We start from the raw sequence: 23,719 nt of genomic DNA, 5'->3' as shown, positions 1-23,719 counted from the left end.
AGGAGACCGTCAGGCGCTTCACGGCGACCATCGGCCGTCCGGACATGAAGTCGTTCCATGACGCGCTCGAGGCAGCAGCGAGCATGGCGGGACTGGAAGAGATCGTCCGGGCGGCCATCGGGCCCTCGAACCTGATGGAGTTCGTCCGCTTCGACGCGGGCGAGGTCCTGCGCAAGGAGGCAGGCGGTCGGGGCCCGAGGATCCTCCGCCTCCTCGTCGGTAATCCGCTCATCATGAAGGAGATGGCGAGGACCACTCCCGACGCAGCATCCTACGCGCCGGTGACGATCCTGATCGACCAGCGCACGGACGGGGTGCACCTGTCGTACGACTCGATGGCGAGCCTCCTCGCTCCGTACGGCAGTCAGGCGGCTCTCGTCGTCGCCAGGGATCTCGACGCCAAGGTCGAGCAGCTGCTCGAGACGGCGGCGCGGTGAGAGGCAGGGGATGGAGAAGCACCGAACGCTCTCACGCAGCGGCGCGGAGCTGCACGAGCTCGGCCTCATGGCGGCAGCACGTGCGCTCCGCAACGGCGACGTCTCCTCGGAGGAGCTCGCCGGCCGGCTGCTGCAGCGGGCGCGTGCGCACGCCGACCTGAACGCCTTCATCACGATCGATGAAGGCGCCGTGCTGGAGGCCGCCAGGCACGCCGACCGGGGGATCCGAGCACGACGCAGTGACCCCTTGCTCGGCGTGCCTCTCGCGGTGAAGGACAGCTATCTCACGAAGGGGCTGACCACCACCCTCGGCACCTCCGTGCTGGCGCACTTCGAGCCGATGCGCGACGCCGTGGCGGTCTCGATGCTCAGGGAGGCGGGGGCGATCATCTTCGGCAAGAACAACCTCGAGGAGATGTCGTACGGCCTCACCGGGCTGAACGCGCACCATGGCCAGGCGAAGAACCCGTACGACGGGGCGCACGTGACGGGCGGGTCCTCCAGCGGGTCGGCTGCCGCGGTGGCTGCGCGCATCGTTCCCGCCGCGCTCGGCGGGGATACCGTCGGCTCGATCCGTGTTCCCGCCTCGTTGTGCGGTGTCGTGGGGTACAAGCCGACGCCGGGCCGCTGGCCGACCCAGGGCGTCGCGCCGATCTCTGGAACCCTGGACACGACCGGTCTCCTCGCGCGCAGTGTCGAGGATTGCGAGCTCGTGGATTCCATCCTCATCCGAAGCCCTCTTCGAGGCGCGGACGCGACTCGCGACCTGACGGGCGTCCAGCTCGCCTACGCACCCCGGCAGCACCTGGCCGACGTGGCCGCTCGGACGGAGACTGCGTTCCGCGAGACACTGCGCAAGCTCCAGGACGCAGGGGCCGGGCTGGTGGAGGTCGATCTGGGTGGAGACTTCCTGGCCCTGACGGCTCGCACGACGTGGCCCATCTTCTTCCACGAGACGATGCCCGCCGTTCGGGAGTTCCTCGCCTCGAACGACGTGCCCGTCTCCTTCGAGCAGATCCATGCGGGCCTTGGTGAACACATCAACGCCAGCTGGTCACGAGCCGTCGTGCCCTCCGGCGCAGACTACGTCTCCGAGGAGAGGTACCTCACCGCGCTGAACGCGGGCAGGCCAGAGCTGCGCCGGCGGCTCGCGTCGATCGTATTTGGACGCGCCGATGCGCTGCTCTTCCCGACGACGCCGTGTGCAGCGCCTCGGATCGAGAATCAATGGATGTTCCAGGTCGGCGGCAGGGAAGTCACCGACACCTTCCTCGCCCGGAACACGCATCCCTCGAGCTCCGCCGGCATACCGGGGATCAGCCTTCCAATGGCACTGAGCCCGGAAGGGCTTCCGCTGGGCCTCGAGCTCGACGCGGCGTCGGGACGCGATAGCGACCTGCTCGCCCTGGCGCGCCGGGTCGAACGCGTGATCGGGCCGGTGCCCGGACCCGGCTAGCGGCCCTCCTCGCCGGGTCGGACGTCGACGATCCCGAGCTTCTCCGCGACCTCGACGCGGTCCTCGAGGTCGGCGCGGATCCCCTCGTCCGAGAGATCGAGGGGGTGCGAGTGCCTCCAGTCGTGGTGCACGACCTTCTCGAGGTGCTCCACCACGTCGTCGTCGCGTACGGCGATCGCGAGCTCGCGGCGGTCGTCGAAGCTGCCCGGGCTGAGGTTGATCGAGCCGACCAGGGCGGAGACGCCATCGGCGACGAGCACCTTCGCGTGCAGCCTGAGGTGCTTGAGCTTGTGTACCTTGATCCCCACGTCGTTCATGATCCGCAGGCCCCCGACGCCCTCGACCAGCTTCTCCGGCTTGAGCGTGTGCGGCGGCCGCGTCATGACGTGGACCTTCACTCCACGGCGGCTGGCCCGAACCAGGTGCTCGATCAGGATGGTGTCCTGGTACCGCTCGTTCTGGAGGAAGAGCGTGTGCTTCGCCTCGTCGATCAAGTGGGCCATCTGCTCCCGGCCCCCCGGGCACCACACCAGCTTCGAGCCCTCGCCACGATCGAACCGCTGCCGGTTCCAGTCCGCCTCGAAGCAATCGACGATCTCGCGGACCTCGTGCTTGTGCGACGTGACCACCGCGAAGTCGCGCGTCTCGCTCAGGTTCCGCGTCGCCCAGTTGAACGACTTCACGAACGCGACGGTCTCGTCCACCACCATCGACTTCTCGTGCGTCACCTGGAACTCCGGGTTGCTGTCGATGACCTCGACCCGCCCGCGGCGGAGCCGCTTGCGCGCGTCCTCGTTGTCCTCCTCGCCGCTACGGCGCGCCGGGTTCAACATGATCCGCACCGCGACGCCACGGCGCCTCGCCGCGACCACCGCATCGAGCAGCGCCTCGTCCGAGAAGATGAACATCTTCACCTGGAGCGACTTCGAGGCGGCTCCTATCGCGTCGAGGATCGGCTTCGCGGAGTCGTCGGGCAGGACGACGAGCGATCGTCGGAACGACATTCAGGCTCCCGCTCTTCGGATGGTCGGATGATCGCCGGCGAGATCGCCGGATCGGGCCTGGGTGCGATGGAGCGCTCCGTAGATCCCGTCCATCGAGAGCAGCTCGTCGTGCGTGCCTTGCTCGGCGACGACGCCGCCGTCGAGGACGACGACCCGATCGGCGTCGTGGATCGTGCTCAGGCGGTGGGCGATCATTATCACCGTCCGTCCTTTCATGAGGCGCTCCAGCGCCTCGATGACGACGCGTTCGGATTCGACGTCCAGCGCCGCGGTGGGCTCGTCGAGGATGAGGATGGGCGAGTCGCGAACGAGGGCGCGGGCGATCCCGATGCGCTGCCGCTGGCCCCCCGAAAGCGTCGTCCCTCGCTCGCCCACCTGGGAGGCATATCCATGGGACATCCGGACGATGAACTCGTGGGCGTTGGCGAGCTTGGCAGCCTCGACGATCTGCTCTTCCGACGCGCCCGGTCGGCCGTACGCGATGTTCTCGCGGATCGTCCCGCGGAAGAGGATCGTGTCCTGGAGCACGAAGCCCATCTGGTCCCGCAGCCGCTGGAGACTGTAGTCGCGGACGTCGACGCCATCGACGAGAACGCGCCCGGCGCTGGGATCGTAGAAGCGCGGGATCAAGCTCACGACCGTGGACTTGCCGCTTCCGGTCGTCCCGACGATCCCGATGAACTGGCCCGGATCGATCGAGAAGGTCACCTCCCGCAGCACCGGCGTGGCGGGATCGTACGCGAACGCGACGTGATCGAACTCGATCGCTCCCCGCAGCGTACCGGGGTCCCGCGCATCCGGCCGCTCGGGGAGGCTCATGTCGAGCTCCAGGATGCCGCGAACGCGCTCCACGGCCACGGCCGCCTGCGCGATCGTGCCGCTCAGCTTCGCGAGGTCCTGCACCGGCTTGAAGAACTTGCCGAGGTACGAGAGGAACACCGTCAGCGACCCGGCCGTCATCGCCGATGCAAGCACGAGCAAGGTGCCTCGCCAGAGCACGAACGCGGTGCAGAGAGAGACGACGACCGTGACCACGGGAGAGACGATGGATTTGACTCGCCGCGCGCGGAGCGCCGCCCGCACCTCGGCCCGGCTCGCGTCCTCGAGGCGCTTCTCCTCGAGCTCCTGCCGGCCGAATGCGTTCACCACCCGGACCGACTCGAGCCCTTGCTCGATGACGCTCACGATGTCGCTCTCGCGCGCCCGGACCTCGCGGGTCGCCCTCTTCACCGCCTTCCTGAAGCGCAACACGAAGAGGAGGAGGAACGGCGCCACCCCGACCGCGATCAGCGCGAAGTCCCAGCGGAGCCAGAACATCAAGCCGAGCATGCCGGCGATCGTGAGGAGGTCCACGACGATGCCGAGCGTCGTCGAGGCGGCGAACTCCTGGATGGTCGCGATGTCGTCGGTGAGGGTGCTGAGGAGTGCGCCGGTCCGATGGGTGTCGTAGTACGCGAGCGGGAGGTGCTCGACATGATCGTAGACGCGGACGCGAAGGTCGTTCGCGACCCATTGGCCGACGTCCTCGGTGTAGTAGTGCTCGACGTAAGAGGAGATTGCGCCGAGCGCGGCGATGAGCACGGTGGCGACGGCGGCGAGCACGGCGAACCGGATGGCGTGACTCCCGGGCATCCAGCGCGCCGCGTGCCGGATCCACGCCAGGGGCTCGCGGCCCTCGATCACGTTGTCGAGGACGATCTTGAGGGGCCAGGGCGCGGCGAGGCTCGCCGCCGTCTCGGCCGCCGTCGCGAGCAGGATCATCGCGAGCCAGACCCGGTACGGCCGCAGCAACTCGGCGATGAGACGTCGCATCCCGCCTGGCCGACGTTCCCGGTCCGCGCTGAGTCTCATTCGCGGCACCTCGCGGGAGAAGCTCCTCGCCCCGCGACTGCTCACGTATTCACGTGCTCACCTGCTTCACCTTATTGATGCCCCCTCGCAGCTCCCGCCACGGATTCGCCGATGATCGGGCGGCGGCCCTCTCTCCCTGGAGTCCGGCAGACGAGCGGGCGCGGCGGTTGCCGCGGAGCGGCTGCCTGCCCGGGTGCACGCCGTGCTCTTGGTCTGGCACGAACCGTGGATTGGAGTGCTCTGGACCTCGAGAGAAAGAGGTTGCTGTCCGACGCGGCTCGTTCGGAGAAGGGGTATGGCGATCTTCTCTCGGTTCGGCGCCTGCGGTGCCCTCCTCTTCGCAATCTCTGCGTCGGGCGCCGACGAGCCCCCCGCCGATCAACAGCACGCGCCGGATGCCGTCGTCGTCGCTCCAGGCGCGCACTACCGTGCGGGCTCGTTCTTCAGGTTCCTCTTCGGTGGGCAGTGGAGAGACGACTGGACGACGGCGATCCAGGTACCGGAGCTCGACCTCTCGACGTTCGACGGCGGCCTCGCGCCCGTCCGGCGCGGCGGCAGCCATGGGCTGCAGACGAACAGCCTCCGCCTGAACAGCGCGAACGGCCACACGTGGGCCTTTCGCTCCGTCGACAAGGACGCGAGGAAGGCGCTCGACCCGGAGCTGCGCGGTTCGATCGCGGGGAACCTCTACCGCGACATCACGACCACGTCGCAGCACCCCGAGGGGGCGCTCGTGGTCGCTTCGCTCCTCGAAGCGGCGGGCGTTCTGCACGCGACCCCCCAGCTGTTCGTCATGCCGGACGATCCTCGCCTGGGCGAGTTCCGCGACTTCGCCGGCGTCCTCGGAGTGATGGAGCTGCACGCGGGGCGCGGGTTCGCTGGGTCGGACAAGGCGCTCGGGACGCTCGAGCTGTTCGCGCGGATGGACCAACGAACGGACGAGCGCGTCGATGCACGGGCGTATCTCCGGGCCCGCCTCATGGACGTCCTGATCGGCGACTGGGACCGGCACTGGAACCAGTGGCGGTGGCTCCGGTTCGAGGAGAACGGCGAACGCGTGTGGCGGCCGGTCCCGCGCGATCGCGACGAGGCCTTCTCCCGCTTCGACGGGATCCTGCCTTCCATCGGCGAGTACTACACGAAGTTCCTCGTCAGCTTCCACGAGGATTACCCCTCGATCGACAAGCTGACCTTCGGCGGGCGGTACATCGATCGCCGGTTCCTCGTCGGGCTGGAACCGTCGGACTGGCGTGCCGTCACGTCGGACGTCGTGGCGCGGCTCACGGACGAAACGATCGCCACCGCCGTCCGACGCCTCCCTCCCGAGATCTACGCGCGGGACGGGGCGAAGCTCGAGCGCGCACTGCGCGCGCGCCGGGACGCCCTCCCGAAGGAGTCCGACGCCTTCTATCGGCTGCTCGCCGAGGACGTGGACGTGTACGGGAGCGAGGGGGCCGACCTCGCCACGATCCACAGGGCTCGCGACGGCGGGGTCGACCTGACATTGAGCGCACGCAACGAGGACACGGGAGAGGCGCTCGGTCCGCACTATTTCCATCGCGCGTTCCGCGCCGGCGAGACCTCGGAGATCCGGCTCTACCTGCTCGGCGGCGCCGACCGCGTGGTCGAGGAAGGCGAGCGGGGCGGGCCGATCCGCGTGCGCATCGTGCGAGGCGGTCCCGACCCAGCCGCGAACCAGAATGCGGCCGCGAACGTTCAGCCCACGAAGACGGACACGCCCGACGCCGTGCAGGTCGCCGATCCCCCGGGCGACGACCAGGAGCGTTTGATCCGGCGGTACGAGCATCCCCGCGACTGGGGCACCGATTGGCTCGTCTACCCGCAGCTCTCGTACGACGGCACCCGCGGGCTCGTCGCGGGCGCGCGACTCGAGCGGACGCAGTTCGGCTTCGCCCGCGAACCGTTCGCGAACCAGATGAACTTCGCAGCGGCGTGGTCGACCGGGCTCGCCCAGCCGCGGCTCGAGTACAGGCTCGACCTGCGCACGCAGTCGCGGCTCGGCGTGGTCGCTTACCTCGCCTACTCCGGGATGGACTTCGCGAACTTCTTCGGGTTCGGCAACACCACCGCGCGCAGCGCGTCGCTGGATTCGCACCACTTCTACCGGGTGGATCAGCAGCGGTTCGTGGTGCGCCCGCTCGTGACCGCGAGCCTCGTCGGGCCGCTGCGCGCGCGCGCCGGGTTCGCGCTCCAACGCTTCTCGAACACGCCCCACGACCCGGGGTCGCCGGCCTCGGGCGCCTACGGCTCCGGCACGATGTCCCTCGCGGACGCGGAGGCGGGCCTCGACCTCGATACCCGCAGCGGAGTCCTGACGCGCCGGCGAGGCCTCCTGGCCGACCTGAGCGTGCGCTACTTTCCGCCGTGGCTCGACAACGCCTCGGCGTTCACGAAGCTTCGGGGCGAGGCCGTGGCGGTGTTCGGCTCGCCGATCGCCTCTCCCGTCCTGCTCAGCCTGCGCGTCGCGGGAGAGAAGAACTGGGGGCGCTATCCGTTCTTCGAGGCCGCCTCCATCGGCGGCATCGCCGTGACCTCTCCGCTCTCACTTTCGGGCGGCGCCACGGGCAACCTCCTGCGCGGATACGATCTGAATCGGTTCGCCGGCGACGCGTCCATCGTCGGCAACCTGGACGTCTTCGTTCCCCTGGGCAGGTACTCCGCGATCGTGCCGCTCCGGTACGGCCTCCAAGGGATCGCCGACGTCGGCCGCGTCTTCTTGGCGGGCGAGTCGTCGCACAGGTGGCATCCCGGCGCGGGAGGCGGCCTCTGGCTCGCGTTGCGCGCCGCCGGGGCGGGGATGGACTACTCCACGGCGATCAGCGCCTCCGTCGTCCACTCGGACGAGGGGACGTCGTTCTACCTCACGAGCGCGTTCAACTTCTGATGCAGCGCCGAATGGTCGGCAATTGCCGAGTTCTCGGCGTGGACGCCTCGGCTCGCGCGACCCGGCAGCCCTTCCCCCCGGCTCGCCGAGATCTCGCCGCCTCTGGCACGGGTGATGAATACCTCGGTTGAGCGGCAGGTGGCGCTCGGCGACGCGCGGGCGTGCCCCCCGGGATGATCGGGCCTGACCAACCGAAGGTCGTCAAGCCCCGCGAAAGGATCTCGCCATGACCTCACGGTCCACGCACCTCGTCACCCCGGAAGGCCCGGGCTCCGTCTCCGGTGCGCCGAATCTCCCGGCCGGGTTCACCGACCAGTTCACCAGCCGTTACATCGACACCGACGGACTCCGTCTGCACGCGGTGATCAGAGGCGAGGGGCAGCCGCTGCTGCTGGTGCACGGCTGGCCCGAGAACTGGTACGCCTGGCGGCTGCTGATGCCGGCGCTGGCGAAGGACTTCGAGGTCATCGCGGTCGACCAGCGCGGTATCGGGCTGTCCGACAAGCCGCAGGACGGGTACGCGCTGGCACCCTCGCTGGCACTCGATGCGACCCTCGCACAGAACGAGCAGCGCAAGACCCGGCGGCTGAAGATGCCCGTCCTGGCGATTGGCGGAGCGGCCAGCTGGGGTGAACACGTCGGCGATGCGATGAAGCCCCTCGCCGACGACGTGCAGAGCGTGGTCATCTCCGGCGCCGGCCACTGGGTCGCGGAGCAGGCTCCCGAGGACATGCTGGCGGCGCTGACGGCGTTCCTGGCCCCGTACCGCGGCGCGGCGGCCCACACACTCAGGCCGGATGCTGGCGCGGGGCCGACGCCTGCGTACCCGTGAACGGCGACCATGAAGGCGATCCGTATCCACCGTCAGGGAGGCCCGGAAGCGCTCGTCTACGAGGATGCCCCGATTCCCGCGCTCCAACCGGGCGACGCGCTGGTCCGCGTCCATGCCGCCGGGATCTCCCCGGCCGAGTTCACCTGGCACATCTGGGAGACGCCCGAGGGCCGCAGCCGGCTTCCGTTGATACCCTCCCACGAAGTCTCGGGCGTCGTCGTGGCTGTCGCACCGGACGTGCGAGATGTCGAGGTCGGCGGTGCCGTCTACGGGCTGACCGATTTTTTTCGGGACGGAGGAGCGGCCGAGTACGTAGCTGTGCGCGCTACCGACCTCGCCCCGAAGCCCCGCAGCCTCGACCATGCGGGCGCCGCGGCAACCCCGCTCTCCGCCCTGACGGCGTGGCAGGCTCTCTTCGACCACGCGCGGCTCATGCCCGGGCAACGGGTGCTGATTCATGGTGCTGCGGGCGGCGTTGGCAGCTTCGCCATCCAGCTCGCCCGCTGGCGCGGGGCGCACGTCATCGGGACTGCCTCCGCCCGCAACGTGGACTTCGTGCGAAAGCTCGGCGCGGACGAGGTCATCGACCATGAGGCGACGCCGTTCGAGACCGTGGTGCGCGATGTCGACGTGGTCCTCGACACCATCGGCGGCACGATCAGGGAGCGGTCCTGGTCCGTCCTGCGGCAGGACGGGCTGCTCGTCACGATCGTGAGGCCGCCACCGCCGGAGGGGGTGGCCGGTCGCGCGAGAGGATTGTTCTTCACCGTGGAACCGCGCCGCACACAATTGAACGAGATCTCTCGCCTGATCGACGCCGGCATCATACGACCGATCGTCGAAGCGGTCCTGCCGCTCCAGCAGGCACGCGAGGCCTATGAGCGCGGGATCAGGGACCACCCCCGAGGAAAGCTGGTCCTCGCGGTGGTGGGCGAGGACGGAGGGACCGGCTGAGGTGCACGCCGCTCGGCGTCCACGGGAGACTCTGAAGCGAGCTCATCTGTCGGACAGCGCGGGTGCAATCGCATCCGGCCTTCGCGATGCCCACAGTCAGCTCACCGTCAGCACGATCCGGCCGAGCGGATGCCCCTTCTCTCCGTACTCCAGCGCAGCGGCTGCCTCCTCGAGCGCGAAGGTCCGCGCGATCGGGACCTGGAGCTGCCCGTCGTCGATCGCCTTGCGAAGCCTCTCGAGCAGCAGCGGCTCATGCGTCGTGTTGACGTTCGTCGCGGCGATTCCGCGTGCCTGGTACGCGGCCTCATCGGCCGCGAACAGCGTCGTCACCAGGCGTCCGCCCGGGTGGAGCAGCGTTGCGATGCGCGAAAGCTCGTCGGGGCGGCTCACCAGGTCGAGGACGGCATCGACTCCTCGCGGGTGCCTTGCTCTCACGGCTTCGACCACGTCCTCCGCCGTGTAGTCCACGGTCTCGGCGGCGCCCATCCGAGTGACGTACTCGCCTTCGCCCGGCCGGACCGTCGCGATCACACGCACTCCCTGCCGCGAAGCGAGCTGGGTCGCGAAGGAGCCCACGGAACCCGCGGCGCCTACGATGAGCAGCGTCTCGTCGCGCTTGGTCCGAAGCGCGTCCGTGGCGACCAGCGCCGTGAGGCCACCCATGGAGGCCGCGGCGGCGTGGACGAAGTCGAGCGTTGATGGCTTCACGCCGAAGAACCAGCGCGCTGGGCTGACCACGTAATCCGCGAACGTTCCATCGAGGAGGACCTGTTTCCACAGCGTGCCATAGACCGCCTCGCCGCCCCGGTATGCGTCGACCCCGTCGCCTGGGCGCTCGACGACTCCGGCCATGTCGAACCCGAGAGTGATCGGGAACCTGTGCTCTTGCGTGCCCTGGTAGGCACCGTGCCACAGCCGCCAATCAGCGGCGTTCACGCCAGCCGCGCGAACGCGGAGCAGCACCTCGCCCGCCTTTGGATCCGGCGTCGGGATCTCGCGCACCGTCACCGGCGCGTCGAAGCCGTCGATCATCACCGCCCTCATGCGATTCTCCCCTCACGCGGGTCGAGCCTCCGCGTCGACAACCTTGCCGGTGCTCATTGCGGGGAGAACACCGTCCCGCCATCACCTTGCGGTGGGAGGCTCCTTCCGAGGGCGCTTCGGAGCTGGGTAGAGCATGAGCATGGCCCTCGCCGCCTCGGCGCTCCGCCGCGCGATCTCGGCCTCATCGGGCCGACCCACGGTTCGTAGAAGCATGTTCAGGAGGAGGTCGCCCCACAGGAGAGCGAAGAACCGTCGCGTCATCTCCTCGGGATCGCCCGAGACGAGATGGTCCGCGCGCGCCTTCGAAAGGGCATCGCGCACGACGGAGCGGCCGCGCTCTCGGCCGAACTCCTCGAGGGCGCGGGCCACCTCGGGTGCGGTCACCGCCTCGGCGATGGCGAGCCGGAACGTCTCGATGACGCTCGGGTCGGTCACCTCTCGCAAGAACCGCTCTGCGAACCTCGTGAGCGCAGCCGTGAGCATCTCGCGGTCCTTCGCCTCGGGCAGGTCCGCCGGGAGCGGGAATCGCTCCGACCGATCCCGGATGCACTCGATGAGCATCGACTCCTTGTTCCCGACGAGCGCGTAAAGCTCGCGCTTCGAGACCCGGGCGCGGGTTGCGATCTCGAGCGTGCTCGTCCGCGAGTAGCCGAGCTCGGTGAAGGCCGTGAAGGCCGCCCCGAGGATGCGCCGGCGCAGCGCCGACTCATCCGTCTCCTTCGACTCATTCTTCCTGTCCTGCTTGGGCCTCATGTGGAACCCCTTGACATGGTACCACCCCGTACCTTACTTCAACCGCGTACGGTACCACTCGGTACCACGGGGACCGGGCGGCTCGCCTCTCCTCCTGGAAGGACGGCAAGCCGAGCAGGCGACCGTTCCAGGAAGAGGACGGCGCTTCGTTCCCAGGAGGAACGAGACGATGAGTGCGCTGGAGAACGGGCCCGTCGCGCGGTTCGAGCGGGTCGGCAAGGTCTACGACGACGAGGGGCTCGCCGTCACGGCCGTGAAGTGCGTCACCTTCGAGATCCCCAGGGAACGCTTCGCGATGATCGTGGGGCCGTCGGGGAGCGGAAAGACGACGCTCCTGAACCTCATCGGCCTGATCGACGTGCCCACCTCGGGCCGCCTCGAGGTGTGCGGCGAGGACGTGGGGGCGCTCGCGGACAACGCCCTCACCGATTTTCGCTCGCGGAACATCGCCTTCATCTTCCAGAGCTTCAATCTCCTCCCCGTCCTCACCGCTTACGAGAACGTGGAGTACCCGCTCCTCCTCATCGGAGTGAAGCAGAAGGAGCGCCGCGAGCGGACCATGGCGGTGCTCGAATCGGTGGGGCTCTCCGACAAGCGACACCACCGGCCGAATCAGCTGAGCGGCGGCCAGAAGCAGCGCGTCGCCGTCGCCCGCGCCCTCGTGAAACGGCCCGCGCTCGTCCTCGCCGACGAGCCCACCGCGAACCTGGACAGCCGCACCGGCGCCGAGATCACCGCGCTCATGCGCAAGATGCAGACGGAGCACAAGGTGAGCTTCGTCTTCTCGACGCACGACCCCCAGCTCATCTCGCACGCCGACGACACCTTCGTCATCCGCGACGGCGAGCTCGTCGCCCATGAAGAGGAAGGGCGGACCCCATGATCGTGAAGATCGCGTTTCGGAACATCCTGCGGAACGGCCGCCGGTCGCTCATGACCCTCCTCGCCATCGCCGTGGGCGGGATCGCCATCGTCCTCTTCGGCGAGTTCATCTCGTTCGTCCGTGTGAGCCTCGAGACGAACGCCGTCGAGAACGTGGGCCACCTCACCGTCTTCAGGAACGGCTACTTCGATTACGGGGCGGGGAATCCGGGCGCCTTCGGCATCGACCGGTACGAGGACGTCATCCGGATGATCGCCGAGGACCCCGTCGTCGCGCCCACCTTGAACGTGGTCACTCCCACCATCTCCCTCACCGGAATCGCCGGGAACTTCGAGATCGACGCGTCGAAGACCTTCCTCGGAACGGGATACGTTCCGAGGGACCGCGAACGGCTGCGCCGGTGGGACGAGCACGGCGTGACCCTGGGACGGATCCGCACCGACTCGGGGCTGAGCGACGAGGACGAGAGCCGCGGTGTGGTCGGCCTGGGGCTCGCCCGCGTGCTCGGGCTCTGCGAGGACCTTCGGATTCCGAATTGCCCGCCGCGGCCCGCGCCCTCGGTCCGGAACGTCTCGGCTTCCTCCCTCGCGCCGCCTCCCATCGCGGTGGACCCCGAGCCGGACGCGGGATCTCGCGTGAAGGGCCCCCGGCTCGACCTCCTCGCCGCGACCGCGAGCGGCGCGCCTAACGTCTTGAGCCTGTACGTCACCCGGGCAGAGCCCCAGGGCGCTCGCGAGCTCGACGAGAACGTCGTCCTCATGTCCTTCTCGCTCGCCCAGAAGCTCCTCTACGGCCGCGGCGAGAAGAAGGCGACCGGGATCATCCTGCAGCTCGAGCGCACGAGCGACCTCGTGAAGGTTCGCGCCCGCCTGAACGAGCTCTTCGCCTCCCGCCACCTGGACCTCGAGGTGCGGGACTTCGCGGAACGCGAGCCGTTCTACCGGCAGGCGGTGGGCATGTTCGGGGCCATCTTCCTCTTCATCTCCTTCATCATGGGCATCATCGTGGTCTTCACCGTGGTGAACACCACGGGGATGAGCGTTGCCGAGCGCACGAACGAGATCGGCACCGTCCGGGCCATGGGCGTGCGGCGCGGTGGAGTACGCCGTCTCTTCGTCGCCGAGGGGGCGATGCTCGGGATCCTCGGAGCGACCCTCGGCGTCCTCGCCGGCCAGGTCCTGGCGATCCTGTTCAACCGCGCCGGCGCGACCTGGACGCCGCCCGGCCAGGCCGCCCCCGTTCCGCTCGCGGTGCTCACCTCGGGCGTGACCGGACTCCTCGTATCGGCCTGGGTGGGCCTCGTCGTCATGGCCACCATCGCCGCCGTCGTTCCCGCGAATCGCGCCGCCCGCCTCGAGGTGGTCGACGCCCTGCGCCACGTCTAGGAGGACACGATGAAGCGCTCCGGACTCCTTTCCCTCCTCTTCCTCTCCTTCGGTATCGAGGCGCTCCCCGCGCCGGGCGAGGCGGCGACGCCCTCGGCGAAGGAGATCGTGGCCGCCGCCGATGCCGTCCGAAATCCCGGCGAGCCGTTCCGGGTCTCCCTCGCGCTCGTCGAGTTCGAGAACGGGAACGCACGGGACGCCGTGCACCTCGCCGTCCACGCCAAGGTGGACTCCGCGACCCACCAGTACCGGAACGTCGTCCGCTACGAGGCGCCGCCGCGCGACGCGGGGAAGGCCGTGCTCCTCGCCGGCGGGAACATGTGGTTCTACGACCCGGCCTCCAAGGCGAGCATCCGCATCTCCCCGCAGCAACGGCTCGTCGGGCAAGCCTCCGACGGCGACGTCCTCACCGTGAACCTCGACCACGACTACGTCGCGAAGCTCGTGGGCGAGGAGACCGTCCAGGACGCCGACAAGAAGAGCCGGACCGTCTGGCACCTCGACCTCGTGGCCTCGACCGGGGAGGCGGCCTACGCGCACCTCGAGTACTTCGTGGAGAAGGAGACGTACCGTCCGGTGAAGGCGAAGTTCTACTCGGACAGCGGCCGGGTCCTCAAGGTCGCCTACTACCGGCGCTTCGACCAGGCACTCGGTGCCACACGTCCCACCGAGACGATCATCATCGACGCGGTCGACAAACACCTCGTCACGGTCATCCGCTACTCGGACTACCGCGCCGAGAAGGTGGAGGACGCCTGGTTCGAGCGCGAGTACCTGCCGCGGTTCGCGAAGGACTAGGTTCGGATGCGCGGGCTCGTGATCACCATCGCCGCCTCGGCTGCGCTCGCTCTCATCCCGGGGGGGCCCAGAGCGGGCGACGACGAGGACCTGGGGCGGATTCCAGGCGAGGCGCTGGCGGAGGAAGCCCCGCCCCAAGGCACCCAGGGCGAACCTCCCGCCGCGGAGGCACGGACGCCGTTCGAGCGGAGGCTCTTCCTGGAGGGCGCCGCCACCGCTTCGCCGTTCACCCGCTCCGTCCCCGTCCCGTACCCGAACGGCGTCGTCGTCCCGTACCAGAACCGCACGAGCCTCGACGGCGCGCTCACCTTCTCGCCCGTGAAGCCCCTTCGATTCGTCCTCTCCGATCGGCTGAACGTGCTCGAAGCGAGTGACCTCTCGTTCTTCTCCTCGCAAACCGTGGAAAACGACCTACGCGAGGCCTTCGTCTCCGCGGAGATCCACCGGAACACCTTTCTCGAGGTGGGGCGGGTGAACGAGCGAAACGGCATCGCCCTCGGTTTCAATCCGACGGATTTCCTGAAGACGCGAACGCTCGTCGGCCAGTCCTCGCTCGACCCATCCGTCATCCGCGAGAACCGGCTCGGCGTGCTCATGGTGCGACTCGAGTCCGTCTTCCCGGGCGGGGGAGCGAGCCTCGCCTTTGCACCAAAGGTGAGAGCCCCCTCGCCGCTCTCCGAGCATCACCCCCTCGGCGTCGATCCACGCTTCGGAGCGACGAACGGCATGAACCGTGCGGTCGGGACGGTGAGCCTCGATCTCCTCGATCTCAGCCCGGAGCTCATCGGATACCTGGAACCCCATCGCCAGAAGATCGGCCTGAACGTCTCTCACGGATTGGGGAGCGCCGTCGTCCTGTACGGGGAATGGGCCGGGGGAAGAGAACGGAACCTCGCGGCGCGCGCGCACGATCTCGGAGTCGCGACGGGCACGCTCCCTCCCAGTGCCCCAGTCCTCCCCCCCACCACGACGAGCACCGCGTTCCTGAACGACCTCGCCGCGGGCTTCTCCCTCACCGTCGGGACCACGGCGACCCTGAACCTCGAGTACCACCTCCACGAGGGCGGCTTGGGGGGTAGCGCCTTTCGACGCTGGCTCTCCGCCGGCTCCTCGCCCTCGGCGCCCTCCTTCGCCTCGGACGAGCTCTGGTACGTCCGCGGCTACGCCGCGGACCTGCAGGAACCGCTCGCTCGCCAGGAACTCTTCTTCCGCGTCTCGTTTCCGAAGACGCTCCGGCATGACCTCGACCTCGGCGCCTTCGCCTTCGTGAACCTGGCGGATGGCTCCTCCCTTTCGCAGCTCTCCCTGAGCTACTACCTCTCCGACGCCTGGACCGTCTCCGCCTACCTGTCCGCGAACCTCGGCGCTCGCGACTCGGAACGCGGCAGCGAGCCCGCGAGCGCGAGCGGGATCCTTTCGATCAAGCTCTATCTGTGAGCGAAAGCGGCCTCGATGTACGTGGGCTCGCCGCCTCGTGAGACACCCGATTGAATGGTTCGAAGGCTGGCGCGGGCGCGTGCTCGGCCGATTACGTTTCGCGGACGAACCAGGAACGTGCGGGACTCCCGCCGGGGCCGAGGTGACCGATGGAGCGAAAGAAGGCGTCCGACTTCCACCCCGAGGTGCTGAGCCTCTTCGATCAGTACGTCCACGGCTCGATCGACCGCCGCGCCTTCCTGGCCAGGGCCGCGAGGTTCGCGGTGGGCGGCATGACCGCCAGCATGCTGCTCGACGCGCTCAACCCCAGGTTCGCCGAGGCCCAGCAGGTCGCCAAGGACGACTCGCGGCTCGGGGCCAGCACCGTGGAGTTCGACTCGCCGAAGGGCTCGGGGAAGGTGCGCGGCTACCTCGCGCTGCCGGCCAAGGCGCAGGGCAAGCTGCCCGGCATCCTGGTCGTTCACGAGAACCGCGGCCTGAACCCGCACATCGAGGACATCGCCCGCCGCATCGCGTTGGAGAACTACGTCGCCTTCGCGCCGGACGCCCTGACGCCGCTGGGCGGCTATCCCGGCGACGAGGACAAGGCGCGCGAGCTGTTCGCGAAGCTCGACCAGGCCAAGACCCGCGAGGACTTCCTCGCCGCGCTGGCCGTTCTGGAGAAGCGCCCGGAGTGCAACGGCAAGGTGGGCGCGGTGGGCTTCTGCTACGGCGGAGGAATGGTGAACTTCCTCGCCACCCGCGCGCCCGAGCTGGCCGCGGCCGTGCCCTTCTACGGCAGCCAGCCGCCGGCGGAGGACGTGGCGAAGATCAAGGCACCGCTCCTCATCCACTACGCGGAGAAGGACGACCGCATCAACGCCGGCATTCCCGCATTCGAGCAGGCGCTCAAGGCCAACAAGGTGAAGTACCAGCTCTTCACGTATCCGGGCACGCAGCACGGCTTCAACAACGACACCACCCCGCGCTACGACAAGGCGGCGGCGGACCTGGCCTGGAAGCGCACCATGGACTTCTTCAAGCAGAATGTACGCGGATGAGCTGCGACGCGGTGCGGGAGATCGCGCGCGCCCTCGCCCGGAGGCGCGCGTCTCATCGGCGCTGACCGCCGCGCCCGGTCGCCAGCGAGACCATCGCGAACCCGAAACGCGCGCGGATGCTGTCGACGACCGCGCCGACCCGCTCGTTACGATCGAAGAGCGGGAGCTGCTCGAACATGCCCAGGTTCGAGAGCTGAACGCCGAGCAGGCGGATGGGCAGAGACCGCGTCCGCGCCGCCGCAAACATCTCCTTGACGATGGGATAGAGCTCGAGCTCCGAGCTGGTCGCCATCGTGGTTTGCGAGCGCGTGAGCGTGTGGAAGTCGGCATAGCGCAGCTTGAGGGTCACGGTGCGCGCCTTGACGTGGCGCTTGCGCGCGCGCCAGCAGACCCGCTCGCACAGACCGCAGAGGACCGCCTCGATCGACGCCGGGTCGGTCACGTCCTCGCGAAAGGTCCGCTCGTTGGAGATGCTGCCGACGGTCTCGCCCTCGGGATCGTGCTCGGCGAACGCCGGGCGCTCGCGGCCGACGTCGCCCGAGCCCAGCCCCTGCACGCCGCGCGAGATCGACGCCGCCCACGCGCCGAAGATGTTCTGTAGATCCTCGACCGAGGCCTCCGCGACCGCGCCCAGCGTCTGGTAGCCGGCGGCGTGCAGCCTGGCCTCGGCAACGGGACCGATGCCGGGGAACGACCGGACCGGCAGCGGCGCGAGCACGGCGCGCTCGACGCCCGCGGGGACCAGCATCACACCGCGCGGCTTGGCCAGCGCCGATGCCACCTTGGCCACGACCTTGCTGGTCGCGACTCCGACGCTCGAAGGCAGTCCGATCTCGTCGAAGACTGCCGTGGTCAACTGCAGCGCCGCGCCTTCGATGGCAACGTCGCCAGCGCGGTCTTCGCCGCCGTTCCCGCTGGCGGCGTCGCCGGAGCGGTAGAGCCGCTCGCAGCCGGAGAAATCGAGATACATCTCGTCGATGCTGGCGACGAGCACCTTGGGCGCGAAGCGACGCGCGATCTCGCGCACGCGCTCCGCGTAGGTGCCGTAGATCTCGTGCCGCGTGGGCAGGTAGATCGCGTTCGGCGCGCGCTTGCTGGCCTCGATCAGCGACATGCCCGACTTCACGCCCAGACGGCGCACCTCGTAGCTGGCGGCGGTGACCACGCCGCGGCTTCCCGGCTTTCCCCCGACGACCACCGGTTTGCCTTCCAGCGTCGGATCGAGCAGTCGCTCGACGGACACGAAGAACGTATCGAGATCCAGGCAGCAGATGCGCGGCGCCGAGAGCGGCTGCGCGCGCGCGAGCTCCGACGCCATTCCCATGGGCAGAACGCTAGCTGATCATCCGTTCAGGTGCAAGCCACGCCCTGAGATTCGAAGGGTGTTCCTCGTCGACTCTCCGATGTCGTGGGCGGTCATCGGCCGACGCGCGCCTGCAGGCGCGCAGGATACCGGTCGCCCGGAGGATGTTGGGGGCGAACGCCTGCCAGACCAGCGGAACACGGGCCACTCGTCTGTTGCGCTTCCAGCTCGCGAAGACGAGCCTCCCGCCTCACGACGCCGCAGGACGCACCCACGAGCACACTTCCCGCCGTCCAGCGTCGCAGCCGACCGTGCACTGACCACGAGGGAATGTGCCATGCCAGGCCTTTCGCAGTTCGACACCGACCGCACCTATCCGGGCCGGTGGACGATCACCTTCAGCAACCCGCCGATCAACATGTTTGGTCCCGAAACTCTCGTCGAATTGGGAGCGCTCATGACCGAGCTCGAGGCGGACCCGTCCGTGAAGGTCGTAGTGTTCCAGTCGGTCAATCCCGATTTCTTCATCGCCCATTTGGACCTATCCAACGCAGCCGAACTGCGCCCAGCCAGTTTTGCGCCTTGGTTCGACTTCGTGCTGCGCCTCTCGTCCACGCCAGTCGTGAGCATCGCCAAGATTCGCGGCCGCACGCGCGGCATCGGTAACGAGTTCGTGCTGGCCTGCGACATGCGCTTCGCCAGCCGGCAAAGCGCCCTGTTCGGCAACCCCGAGGTCGGCGTCGGACTGGTCCCGGGCGGCGGAGCGCTGGAATGGCTCCCGCGCTTGGTCGGCCGCTCGCGCGCACTCGAGATCGTCCTCAGCGGCGACGATTTCGATGCTGATATCGCCGAGCGCTATGGCTGGGTGAACCGCACGCTGGACGATGACGACCTCGACTCGTTTGTCGATGCGCTCGCCCGGCGTCTGGCCTCGTTCGACCGTGAAGCGCTAGGCGCGGTGAAGGCCCAGGTCAATCGGTTCGGGACGCCGACAGCTACCGAGCTCCAGTCGAGCAACGACGTGTTCTTCTCTGCCCTGGCCTGGCCCGGTCAGCGGACGCGCCGTGCCAGGGTCCGCAGCATGGGTTACGGCGTTCCGAGCGACTTCGAATTGAACTTCGGCAAGCACCTGCCTACGCTCGGGCGGGCGGACGACGATGACACGGATGCGCAGCCAGCGCCCCATTAGTACAGCGCGCGACTCGGCCATTCGGACCGATGGAGACGTTTGCACGGCGCGCCGACGCGCAACTGCGTACGCCGCGTGATGGCGCGGTCGAGCGCCGAGTTCAGGCGGTCGCGTCACGGGAACTCTCGGTCCGGGCCTTGGGCCTTCTTTACCCGGGACGGCAGGGCATTCGGCGGTCTGCGCCCCCGCGCCGTCCGACCGGCGTCACGCCTGGAACTTCCGAGCCAGCTTCGCGACGACCCCTGGCAGCGAGCGCACGCGCACGTTGCGGCCGGCCTCGTCGAACGTCTCCGAGAGGACGCGCGCGCTCTCGTACACCTCGGCGATCAGCCCCTGACGCGCGTAGGGAATCCGAAGGTCGGCCTCGACCATCTGCGCCTCGAAGAAGTCGAGCAAGCGCTGGCGGAGCGCGGCGACGTCCTCCGACGCGTGCGCCGAGAGCAGGAGCGCCTCGGGGAACCTCGCCTGGAGCCCGCGCCGGGTCGCCCCGTCGAGCCGGTCGATCTTGTTGAGCAGCAGGAGGTTCGGCACCTCGGCCGCGCCAATCTCACGCAGAACGGCCCTGCTGACCTCGAGCTGGTCCTCCCACGACGGGTCGGAGGCGTCCGCGACGTAAAGTAGTAGCGACGCCTCCAGCGCCTCGTCGAGCGTCGAGCGGAAGGAGGCGACCAGGTCGTGCGGCAGCTTGCGGAGAAAGCCCACGGTGTCCGACACCAGCACGCGAGGCCGGGACTCCGGCTGGAGCGACCGCACCGTCGTGTCGAGCGTCGCGAACAGCTGGTCCGCGACCAGGACCTCGCTGCCGGTGAGCGCCCGCATCAGCGACGACTTGCCGGCGTTGGTGTAGCCGACCAGGGCCACCCGCAGCTGATCCCTCCGAGCGAAGCGGCGGTGATCCTGAGCCCGCTGGACCGCCGCCAGCCCCTCGTTCAGCTCCGCCACACGGTCTCGGATCTTGCGCCGGTCGAGCTCGACCGCGGAGTCGCCCGCGCCCCTCCCTTGCTGACGCTCCGACCGGCCCGATGACTCGCGCAGCCGGGGCGCCAGGTACTTGAGCCGGGCGATCTCCACCTGCATGCGCGCCTCGCGGCTGCGGGCGTGGCGGTGGAAGATGTCGACGATGACGCCGGTGCGATCGAGCACCAGCGCCCCGGTCGCCTTTTCCAGGTTACGCAGCTGGCTCGGAGTCAGCTCGTGGTCGACGACCACCACCGTGGGCTTCTCGCCGGCCGCCGCCAGCGGGTCGGCGGCTGCCGGGTCCTCGTCGGTGGAATCCCCGGCGCGCTCTTCCTCGGCGGCTTCTGCCTCCCAGCGCTCCTTCGCCTTCGAGGTGCGGTCGGCGGCCCCCGAGGCGATGACGCCCGGCCCCCCGGTGAGCCTGGCGAGCTCCTGGAGCTTTCCGGCGCCGAGCACCGTGCCCGCCCCCGTCCCGCCGCGCCGCTGCGAGAGCGTGGCGACCGTCTGGTAGCCGAGGGTGCGCACCAGCCTCCCCAGCTCGGCGAGGTGCGTGGCGTGCTCGAGATCCGACACGTCGGGCAGCTGGACGCCGACGAGGACGGCACCCGGCCGATCGGCGATGGGGCTAGGCATGGCGCCCTCATACCAGTCCCGAGGACGAAAAGCCCGCCACCGCTCGACCGCCCTGGGATGCGCAGCACGCGCCGCACGACACTGCGAACCCGGGGCGGCCCTCTACGGGATCAAGATCGGCGTTCTGGTCCTCGGGTTCGGGTCGCTCGTCATCGAGGTCGGCAGGCGCAGCTCAACTACTTCGTGTCGGCGGGGAGCGTCTTGATGCGCTCGCCCCGGGAGTCGGTCGTGACGGTGCCGTTGGACTTCAGCTGCTCGGCCGTCGGGGTTCCGACTGCGAACGACACGACGGAGCTGCGCTTCGCGGCGCCGAACGTCCCGTTCACCGCGATGACCAGGTTAGAGCGCCCTGGTCCCGGCGTGAACGTCACGTCGAAGGTCGCCGACTGGCCCTTTGCGAAGCGGTTGCCCGAGATCGGGGTCTCGGCCGACGTGACGCTCAGTCCGTCGACGCCGTGGACCTGGACGTCGACGTCCCGGGCCCCGCTCCGGAAGACGATCGTCACCGTCGCGCTCCCGGCCGAGAGCCGTGCCTCGACCTTCACCGGTGCGGACGGCTTGCCGCGGGTCACGGCAGACGCCGCCTTGCGCGAAGGGACGGGCGTGCCGTCCGCGAGCGTGGGGAGACAGATGAGACCCGCAACGAGGGCGATGGCGAGTCGTTTCATATCGTGAGCTCCTGGCCCGTGGACGGTCACGGGCTCGTCACATTCAACGTCACCTGGTACTCCCCGGTGCCCTGGTCCGCGTACCCCGTGAGGACGAGAACGTATGTCTGCCCAGCCTGCGTTGGGCCGCTGATCTGCTCGGTGCCGCCGGGCCCGTACTGGTCCGCCCTCACCAGGACGGTCCCCTGGCGATACAGCGTGATCCCGACGTCCTCCGAGGAGCTCGCGCTGATGGTCACCTGGGCGCCGTTGCCCTGGAAGACGAAGTACTCGTTCTCCGCCCAGGTATTGTACCGACCGTAGGAGAGCAGATACGCGAACGCCCCTCCGCCGACGACCGCCGTCTGGTACATGTCGGCCATCGGGCCGTCGCCCTCGCCCCACTCCGTCGTGACGGGGCCGATCGCGTAATGGGCCAGCAGGGCGTCGATGGCGGTGACGGCGCCGGGGCTGAAACCCTTGAGCCCGGTGATGAAGCTGGCGATCGTCGTGAGCGCTTCCGTCGTCCTCTCGGGGCCGGTCAGCACGTCGACGATCGGGCCCAGTCCGAGCGCGACCTGGTCGAAGCTCTCGTTCGCCCCATCGAACAGGTCGTACAGGAGGCCAGTGATGTTCGCTTCGGAGAAGGCTCCAGGGATCTGGGCGTCGGGTGGGTTGTTCTCGACGTCCGTTCCGCCCGCCGTGAGGGTGCCGCCCGGGCCTCCCCAGAGCGTGTCTGCATATATCGGATCGTTCAGCGTCATCGCGGAGATCGCCGTCCCGTACCCCTCACCGAACGCGACCCGCGGATCCAGCACGTCACCGGGGCCGTGCGGCCCCCCAGGGCTGTCGGACCGGGAGAGCTTCGACTCGAAGAAGTGGCCCCACTCGTGGACGATCACGTGGTTGTCGAACTCGTCGGTATCGATCGCTGCCGCACCGAGGACGTAGATCTGCCCCTCCGCGGGAGAATAGTGGCTGGTCGTGATGAAGCCCTGGGTCTTGTCGCCGGCCTGGGGCACGTTCTTCGGACTCCAGTTCACGACCAGGGGCGGGATGCTCGTGGCGGGGCGAGCGCTCAGCACCGCCTTCGACGCGGTGTACATCGAATCGAGGATCGCGAAGGGTGCGGCGGTTCGTTTGCTCGGGTCGTATGCCGTTCCGGTCCAGCCGTGCGTCGCGTGGAGGTTCAGCGTGGTGTTCGCGGCGGCGAGCGGGGCGCTGATACCCCAGAGTGCTTTCTGATCCGTGTTGTCGCGGACCTCGATCGCCGGGGTCGTCGTCCTCGCGAGCGCCACGAGGGTGAGCGAGCCCGTGCCAGTCGGCGTGTAGGTGATGCTGTATTGTCCCGTGTCGCTGGTGGTCGCGGTCGCGAGCGTGTCGGTGCCCTGGAGAAGCATGACGGTTCCGTCCCGAACCGGCTTCGCCGATGCCTGATTGAACGCCAGCGTCCCCGACTGTGCCTGCGGGTCGAAGATCGCAGGCACGAAATCGTACGTGACCGTGCCCGCGACCGTCCTGACTCCACCGCCGCCCGGGTTCACCGTGATGCTCACGCCGGCAGTGGTCGATCCAGCGGAGTTCGTCGCAGTGATGGTGTAGACGGCCGTGGAGGTCACCGCCGAGGGCGTCCCCGAGATCACGCCCGTCGAGGTGTTCAGGCTCAAGCCGGCGGGCAGCGCCGGCAAGACGGAATACGAGATCACTGCACCTCCTGAGCTGCTGGGCATGTTCGGTGCGATGGTGATCCCGACCGTGTACACGGCAGGGTTGACGGAGTACGTCAGACCGCTCGGCGGGGAGTCATTACTCTCCGTTCCACCGCCACTGCACGAAGACAGAACGAGGGCGGTCGCTCCAACCAGCGTCGTGAGCAGGTATGGGCGCATTTTCATATTCCACCGATTGCAGACCGGATTCCGAGACCGCGCGTCCGCATGATGCCCCGCTCGGCCTGGACCCTGCACAGCATGTCAGGCACGAACACGATGGAGAATCGTCTCGGCGGGCACGCACGTCATGATTAGCTCGGTGGCACCAGATCATGTCGGTCCAGCCGCGTGAATAGCCTGGATTGACGCGTCGATTCATCGCCCCCGGAGGACGCAGCCACGTCGAGGACGTCTGCGTGCGATCCTTCCGCTCCGAGCGCCCTCACCGTTCGCACCCGACTATCCGTGAGCCCCCCTCGCCTCGTGGTGCGAGACTCGC

At 68.7% G+C, this 23,719-nt stretch carries 19 protein-coding genes; 11 read left to right on the top strand and 8 right to left on the bottom strand.

Annotated elements, in window-relative coordinates:
- Nucleotides 1-44 precede the first annotated feature (44 nt).
- Together AMOR_RS20320 and AMOR_RS20315 are read left to right on the top strand one after the other, a co-directional pair.
- Complete coding sequence (locus AMOR_RS20320) at nt 45-437, top strand: DUF302 domain-containing protein (protein WP_248353576.1); 393 nt, start codon at nt 45-47, stop codon at nt 435-437.
- Nucleotides 438-447: 10 nt separating this feature from the next.
- A complete protein-coding gene (locus AMOR_RS20315; protein WP_248353575.1) occupies nt 448-1,893 on the top strand; it encodes an amidase family protein in 1,446 nt (481 codons plus the stop codon).
- On the opposite strand, the gene AMOR_RS20310 is transcribed toward AMOR_RS20315, so the two are convergent.
- On the bottom strand, nt 1,890-2,897 hold the full coding sequence (locus tag AMOR_RS20310; RefSeq protein ID WP_248353574.1) for a phospholipase D-like domain-containing protein: 1,008 nt from the start codon (nt 2,895-2,897) through the stop codon (nt 1,890-1,892). The genes AMOR_RS20315 and AMOR_RS20310 overlap by 4 nt on opposite strands.
- Nucleotides 2,898-4,709: an ABC transporter ATP-binding protein gene (locus AMOR_RS20305; protein WP_248353573.1), complete on the bottom strand. Its 1,812-nt coding sequence runs from the start codon at nt 4,707-4,709 to the stop codon at nt 2,898-2,900.
- A gap of 334 nt (nt 4,710-5,043) precedes the next feature.
- Between AMOR_RS20305 and AMOR_RS20300 the strand changes: the two genes are divergently transcribed.
- The 3 genes from AMOR_RS20300 (at nt 5,044) to AMOR_RS20290 (ending at nt 9,439) form a co-directional block, all read left to right on the top strand.
- Nucleotides 5,044-7,653: a BamA/TamA family outer membrane protein gene (locus AMOR_RS20300; RefSeq protein ID WP_248353572.1), complete on the top strand. Its 2,610-nt coding sequence runs from the start codon at nt 5,044-5,046 to the stop codon at nt 7,651-7,653.
- A gap of 226 nt (nt 7,654-7,879) precedes the next feature.
- Nucleotides 7,880-8,485, top strand: a complete 606-nt coding sequence (locus AMOR_RS20295) for an alpha/beta fold hydrolase (protein WP_248353571.1) — start codon at nt 7,880-7,882, stop codon at nt 8,483-8,485.
- 9 nt (nt 8,486-8,494) lie between these two features.
- The gene (locus AMOR_RS20290) at nt 8,495-9,439 is read left to right on the top strand and encodes an NADP-dependent oxidoreductase (protein ID WP_248353570.1); all 945 of its coding nucleotides are present in this window, start codon (nt 8,495-8,497) and stop codon (nt 9,437-9,439) included.
- Nucleotides 9,440-9,535: 96 nt separating this feature from the next.
- On the opposite strand, the gene AMOR_RS20285 is transcribed toward AMOR_RS20290, so the two are convergent.
- Nucleotides 9,536-10,483: an NADP-dependent oxidoreductase gene (locus tag AMOR_RS20285; RefSeq protein ID WP_248353569.1), complete on the bottom strand. Its 948-nt coding sequence runs from the start codon at nt 10,481-10,483 to the stop codon at nt 9,536-9,538.
- Between the two features lie 81 nt (nt 10,484-10,564).
- Nucleotides 10,565-11,236: a TetR/AcrR family transcriptional regulator gene (locus AMOR_RS20280; protein WP_248353568.1), complete on the bottom strand. Its 672-nt coding sequence runs from the start codon at nt 11,234-11,236 to the stop codon at nt 10,565-10,567.
- 169 nt (nt 11,237-11,405) lie between these two features.
- Between AMOR_RS20280 and AMOR_RS20275 the strand changes: the two genes are divergently transcribed.
- The 5 genes from AMOR_RS20275 to AMOR_RS20255 all read left to right on the top strand — a co-directional run bounded on the left by AMOR_RS20275 (nt 11,406) and on the right by AMOR_RS20255 (nt 16,779).
- Nucleotides 11,406-12,119, top strand: a complete 714-nt coding sequence (locus tag AMOR_RS20275; protein ID WP_248353566.1) for an ABC transporter ATP-binding protein — start codon at nt 11,406-11,408, stop codon at nt 12,117-12,119.
- Complete coding sequence (locus AMOR_RS20270; RefSeq protein WP_248353565.1) at nt 12,116-13,504, top strand: ABC transporter permease; 1,389 nt, start codon at nt 12,116-12,118, stop codon at nt 13,502-13,504. Before AMOR_RS20275 ends, AMOR_RS20270 begins: the two co-directional genes overlap by 4 nt.
- Nucleotides 13,505-13,513: 9 nt before the next feature.
- Nucleotides 13,514-14,302, top strand: coding sequence for an outer membrane lipoprotein-sorting protein (locus AMOR_RS20265; protein ID WP_248353564.1), 789 nt, complete (start codon nt 13,514-13,516; stop codon nt 14,300-14,302).
- A 6-nt stretch (nt 14,303-14,308) separates the two neighbouring features.
- The gene (locus tag AMOR_RS20260; protein WP_248353563.1) at nt 14,309-15,739 is read left to right on the top strand and encodes a hypothetical protein; all 1,431 of its coding nucleotides are present in this window, start codon (nt 14,309-14,311) and stop codon (nt 15,737-15,739) included.
- A gap of 149 nt (nt 15,740-15,888) precedes the next feature.
- A complete protein-coding gene (locus tag AMOR_RS20255; protein WP_248353562.1) occupies nt 15,889-16,779 on the top strand; it encodes a dienelactone hydrolase family protein in 891 nt (296 codons plus the stop codon).
- A gap of 52 nt (nt 16,780-16,831) precedes the next feature.
- On the opposite strand, the gene AMOR_RS20250 is transcribed toward AMOR_RS20255, so the two are convergent.
- Complete coding sequence (locus tag AMOR_RS20250; RefSeq protein ID WP_248353561.1) at nt 16,832-18,097, bottom strand: DNA polymerase Y family protein; 1,266 nt, start codon at nt 18,095-18,097, stop codon at nt 16,832-16,834.
- A 322-nt stretch (nt 18,098-18,419) separates the two neighbouring features.
- Here AMOR_RS20250 and AMOR_RS20245 point away from each other — a divergent pair, with 322 nt between their 5' ends.
- Nucleotides 18,420-19,271, top strand: coding sequence for an enoyl-CoA hydratase/isomerase family protein (locus tag AMOR_RS20245; protein WP_248353560.1), 852 nt, complete (start codon nt 18,420-18,422; stop codon nt 19,269-19,271).
- Nucleotides 19,272-19,475: 204 nt separating this feature from the next.
- Here AMOR_RS20245 and hflX read toward each other — a convergent pair whose 3' ends face one another.
- The 3 genes from hflX to AMOR_RS20230 all read right to left on the bottom strand — a co-directional run bounded on the left by hflX (nt 19,476) and on the right by AMOR_RS20230 (nt 23,271).
- On the bottom strand, nt 19,476-20,861 hold the full coding sequence (gene hflX / locus AMOR_RS20240) for a GTPase HflX (protein ID WP_248353559.1): 1,386 nt from the start codon (nt 20,859-20,861) through the stop codon (nt 19,476-19,478).
- 176 nt (nt 20,862-21,037) lie between these two features.
- Complete coding sequence (locus AMOR_RS20235; RefSeq protein ID WP_248353557.1) at nt 21,038-21,529, bottom strand: hypothetical protein; 492 nt, start codon at nt 21,527-21,529, stop codon at nt 21,038-21,040.
- A gap of 26 nt (nt 21,530-21,555) precedes the next feature.
- Entirely contained in the window at nt 21,556-23,271 is a 1,716-nt protein-coding gene (locus AMOR_RS20230; protein WP_248353556.1) for an Ig domain-containing protein, read from the bottom strand.
- Nucleotides 23,272-23,719: the final 448 nt, after the last annotated feature.

Origin of the sequence: Anaeromyxobacter oryzae (genome assembly GCF_023169945.1) — a bacterium.
Lineage (GTDB): Bacteria > Myxococcota > Myxococcia > Myxococcales > Anaeromyxobacteraceae > Anaeromyxobacter > Anaeromyxobacter oryzae.
The sequence above is the reverse complement of the archived record's forward strand: the minus strand, read 5'-3'. Positions and strand labels throughout refer to the sequence as shown.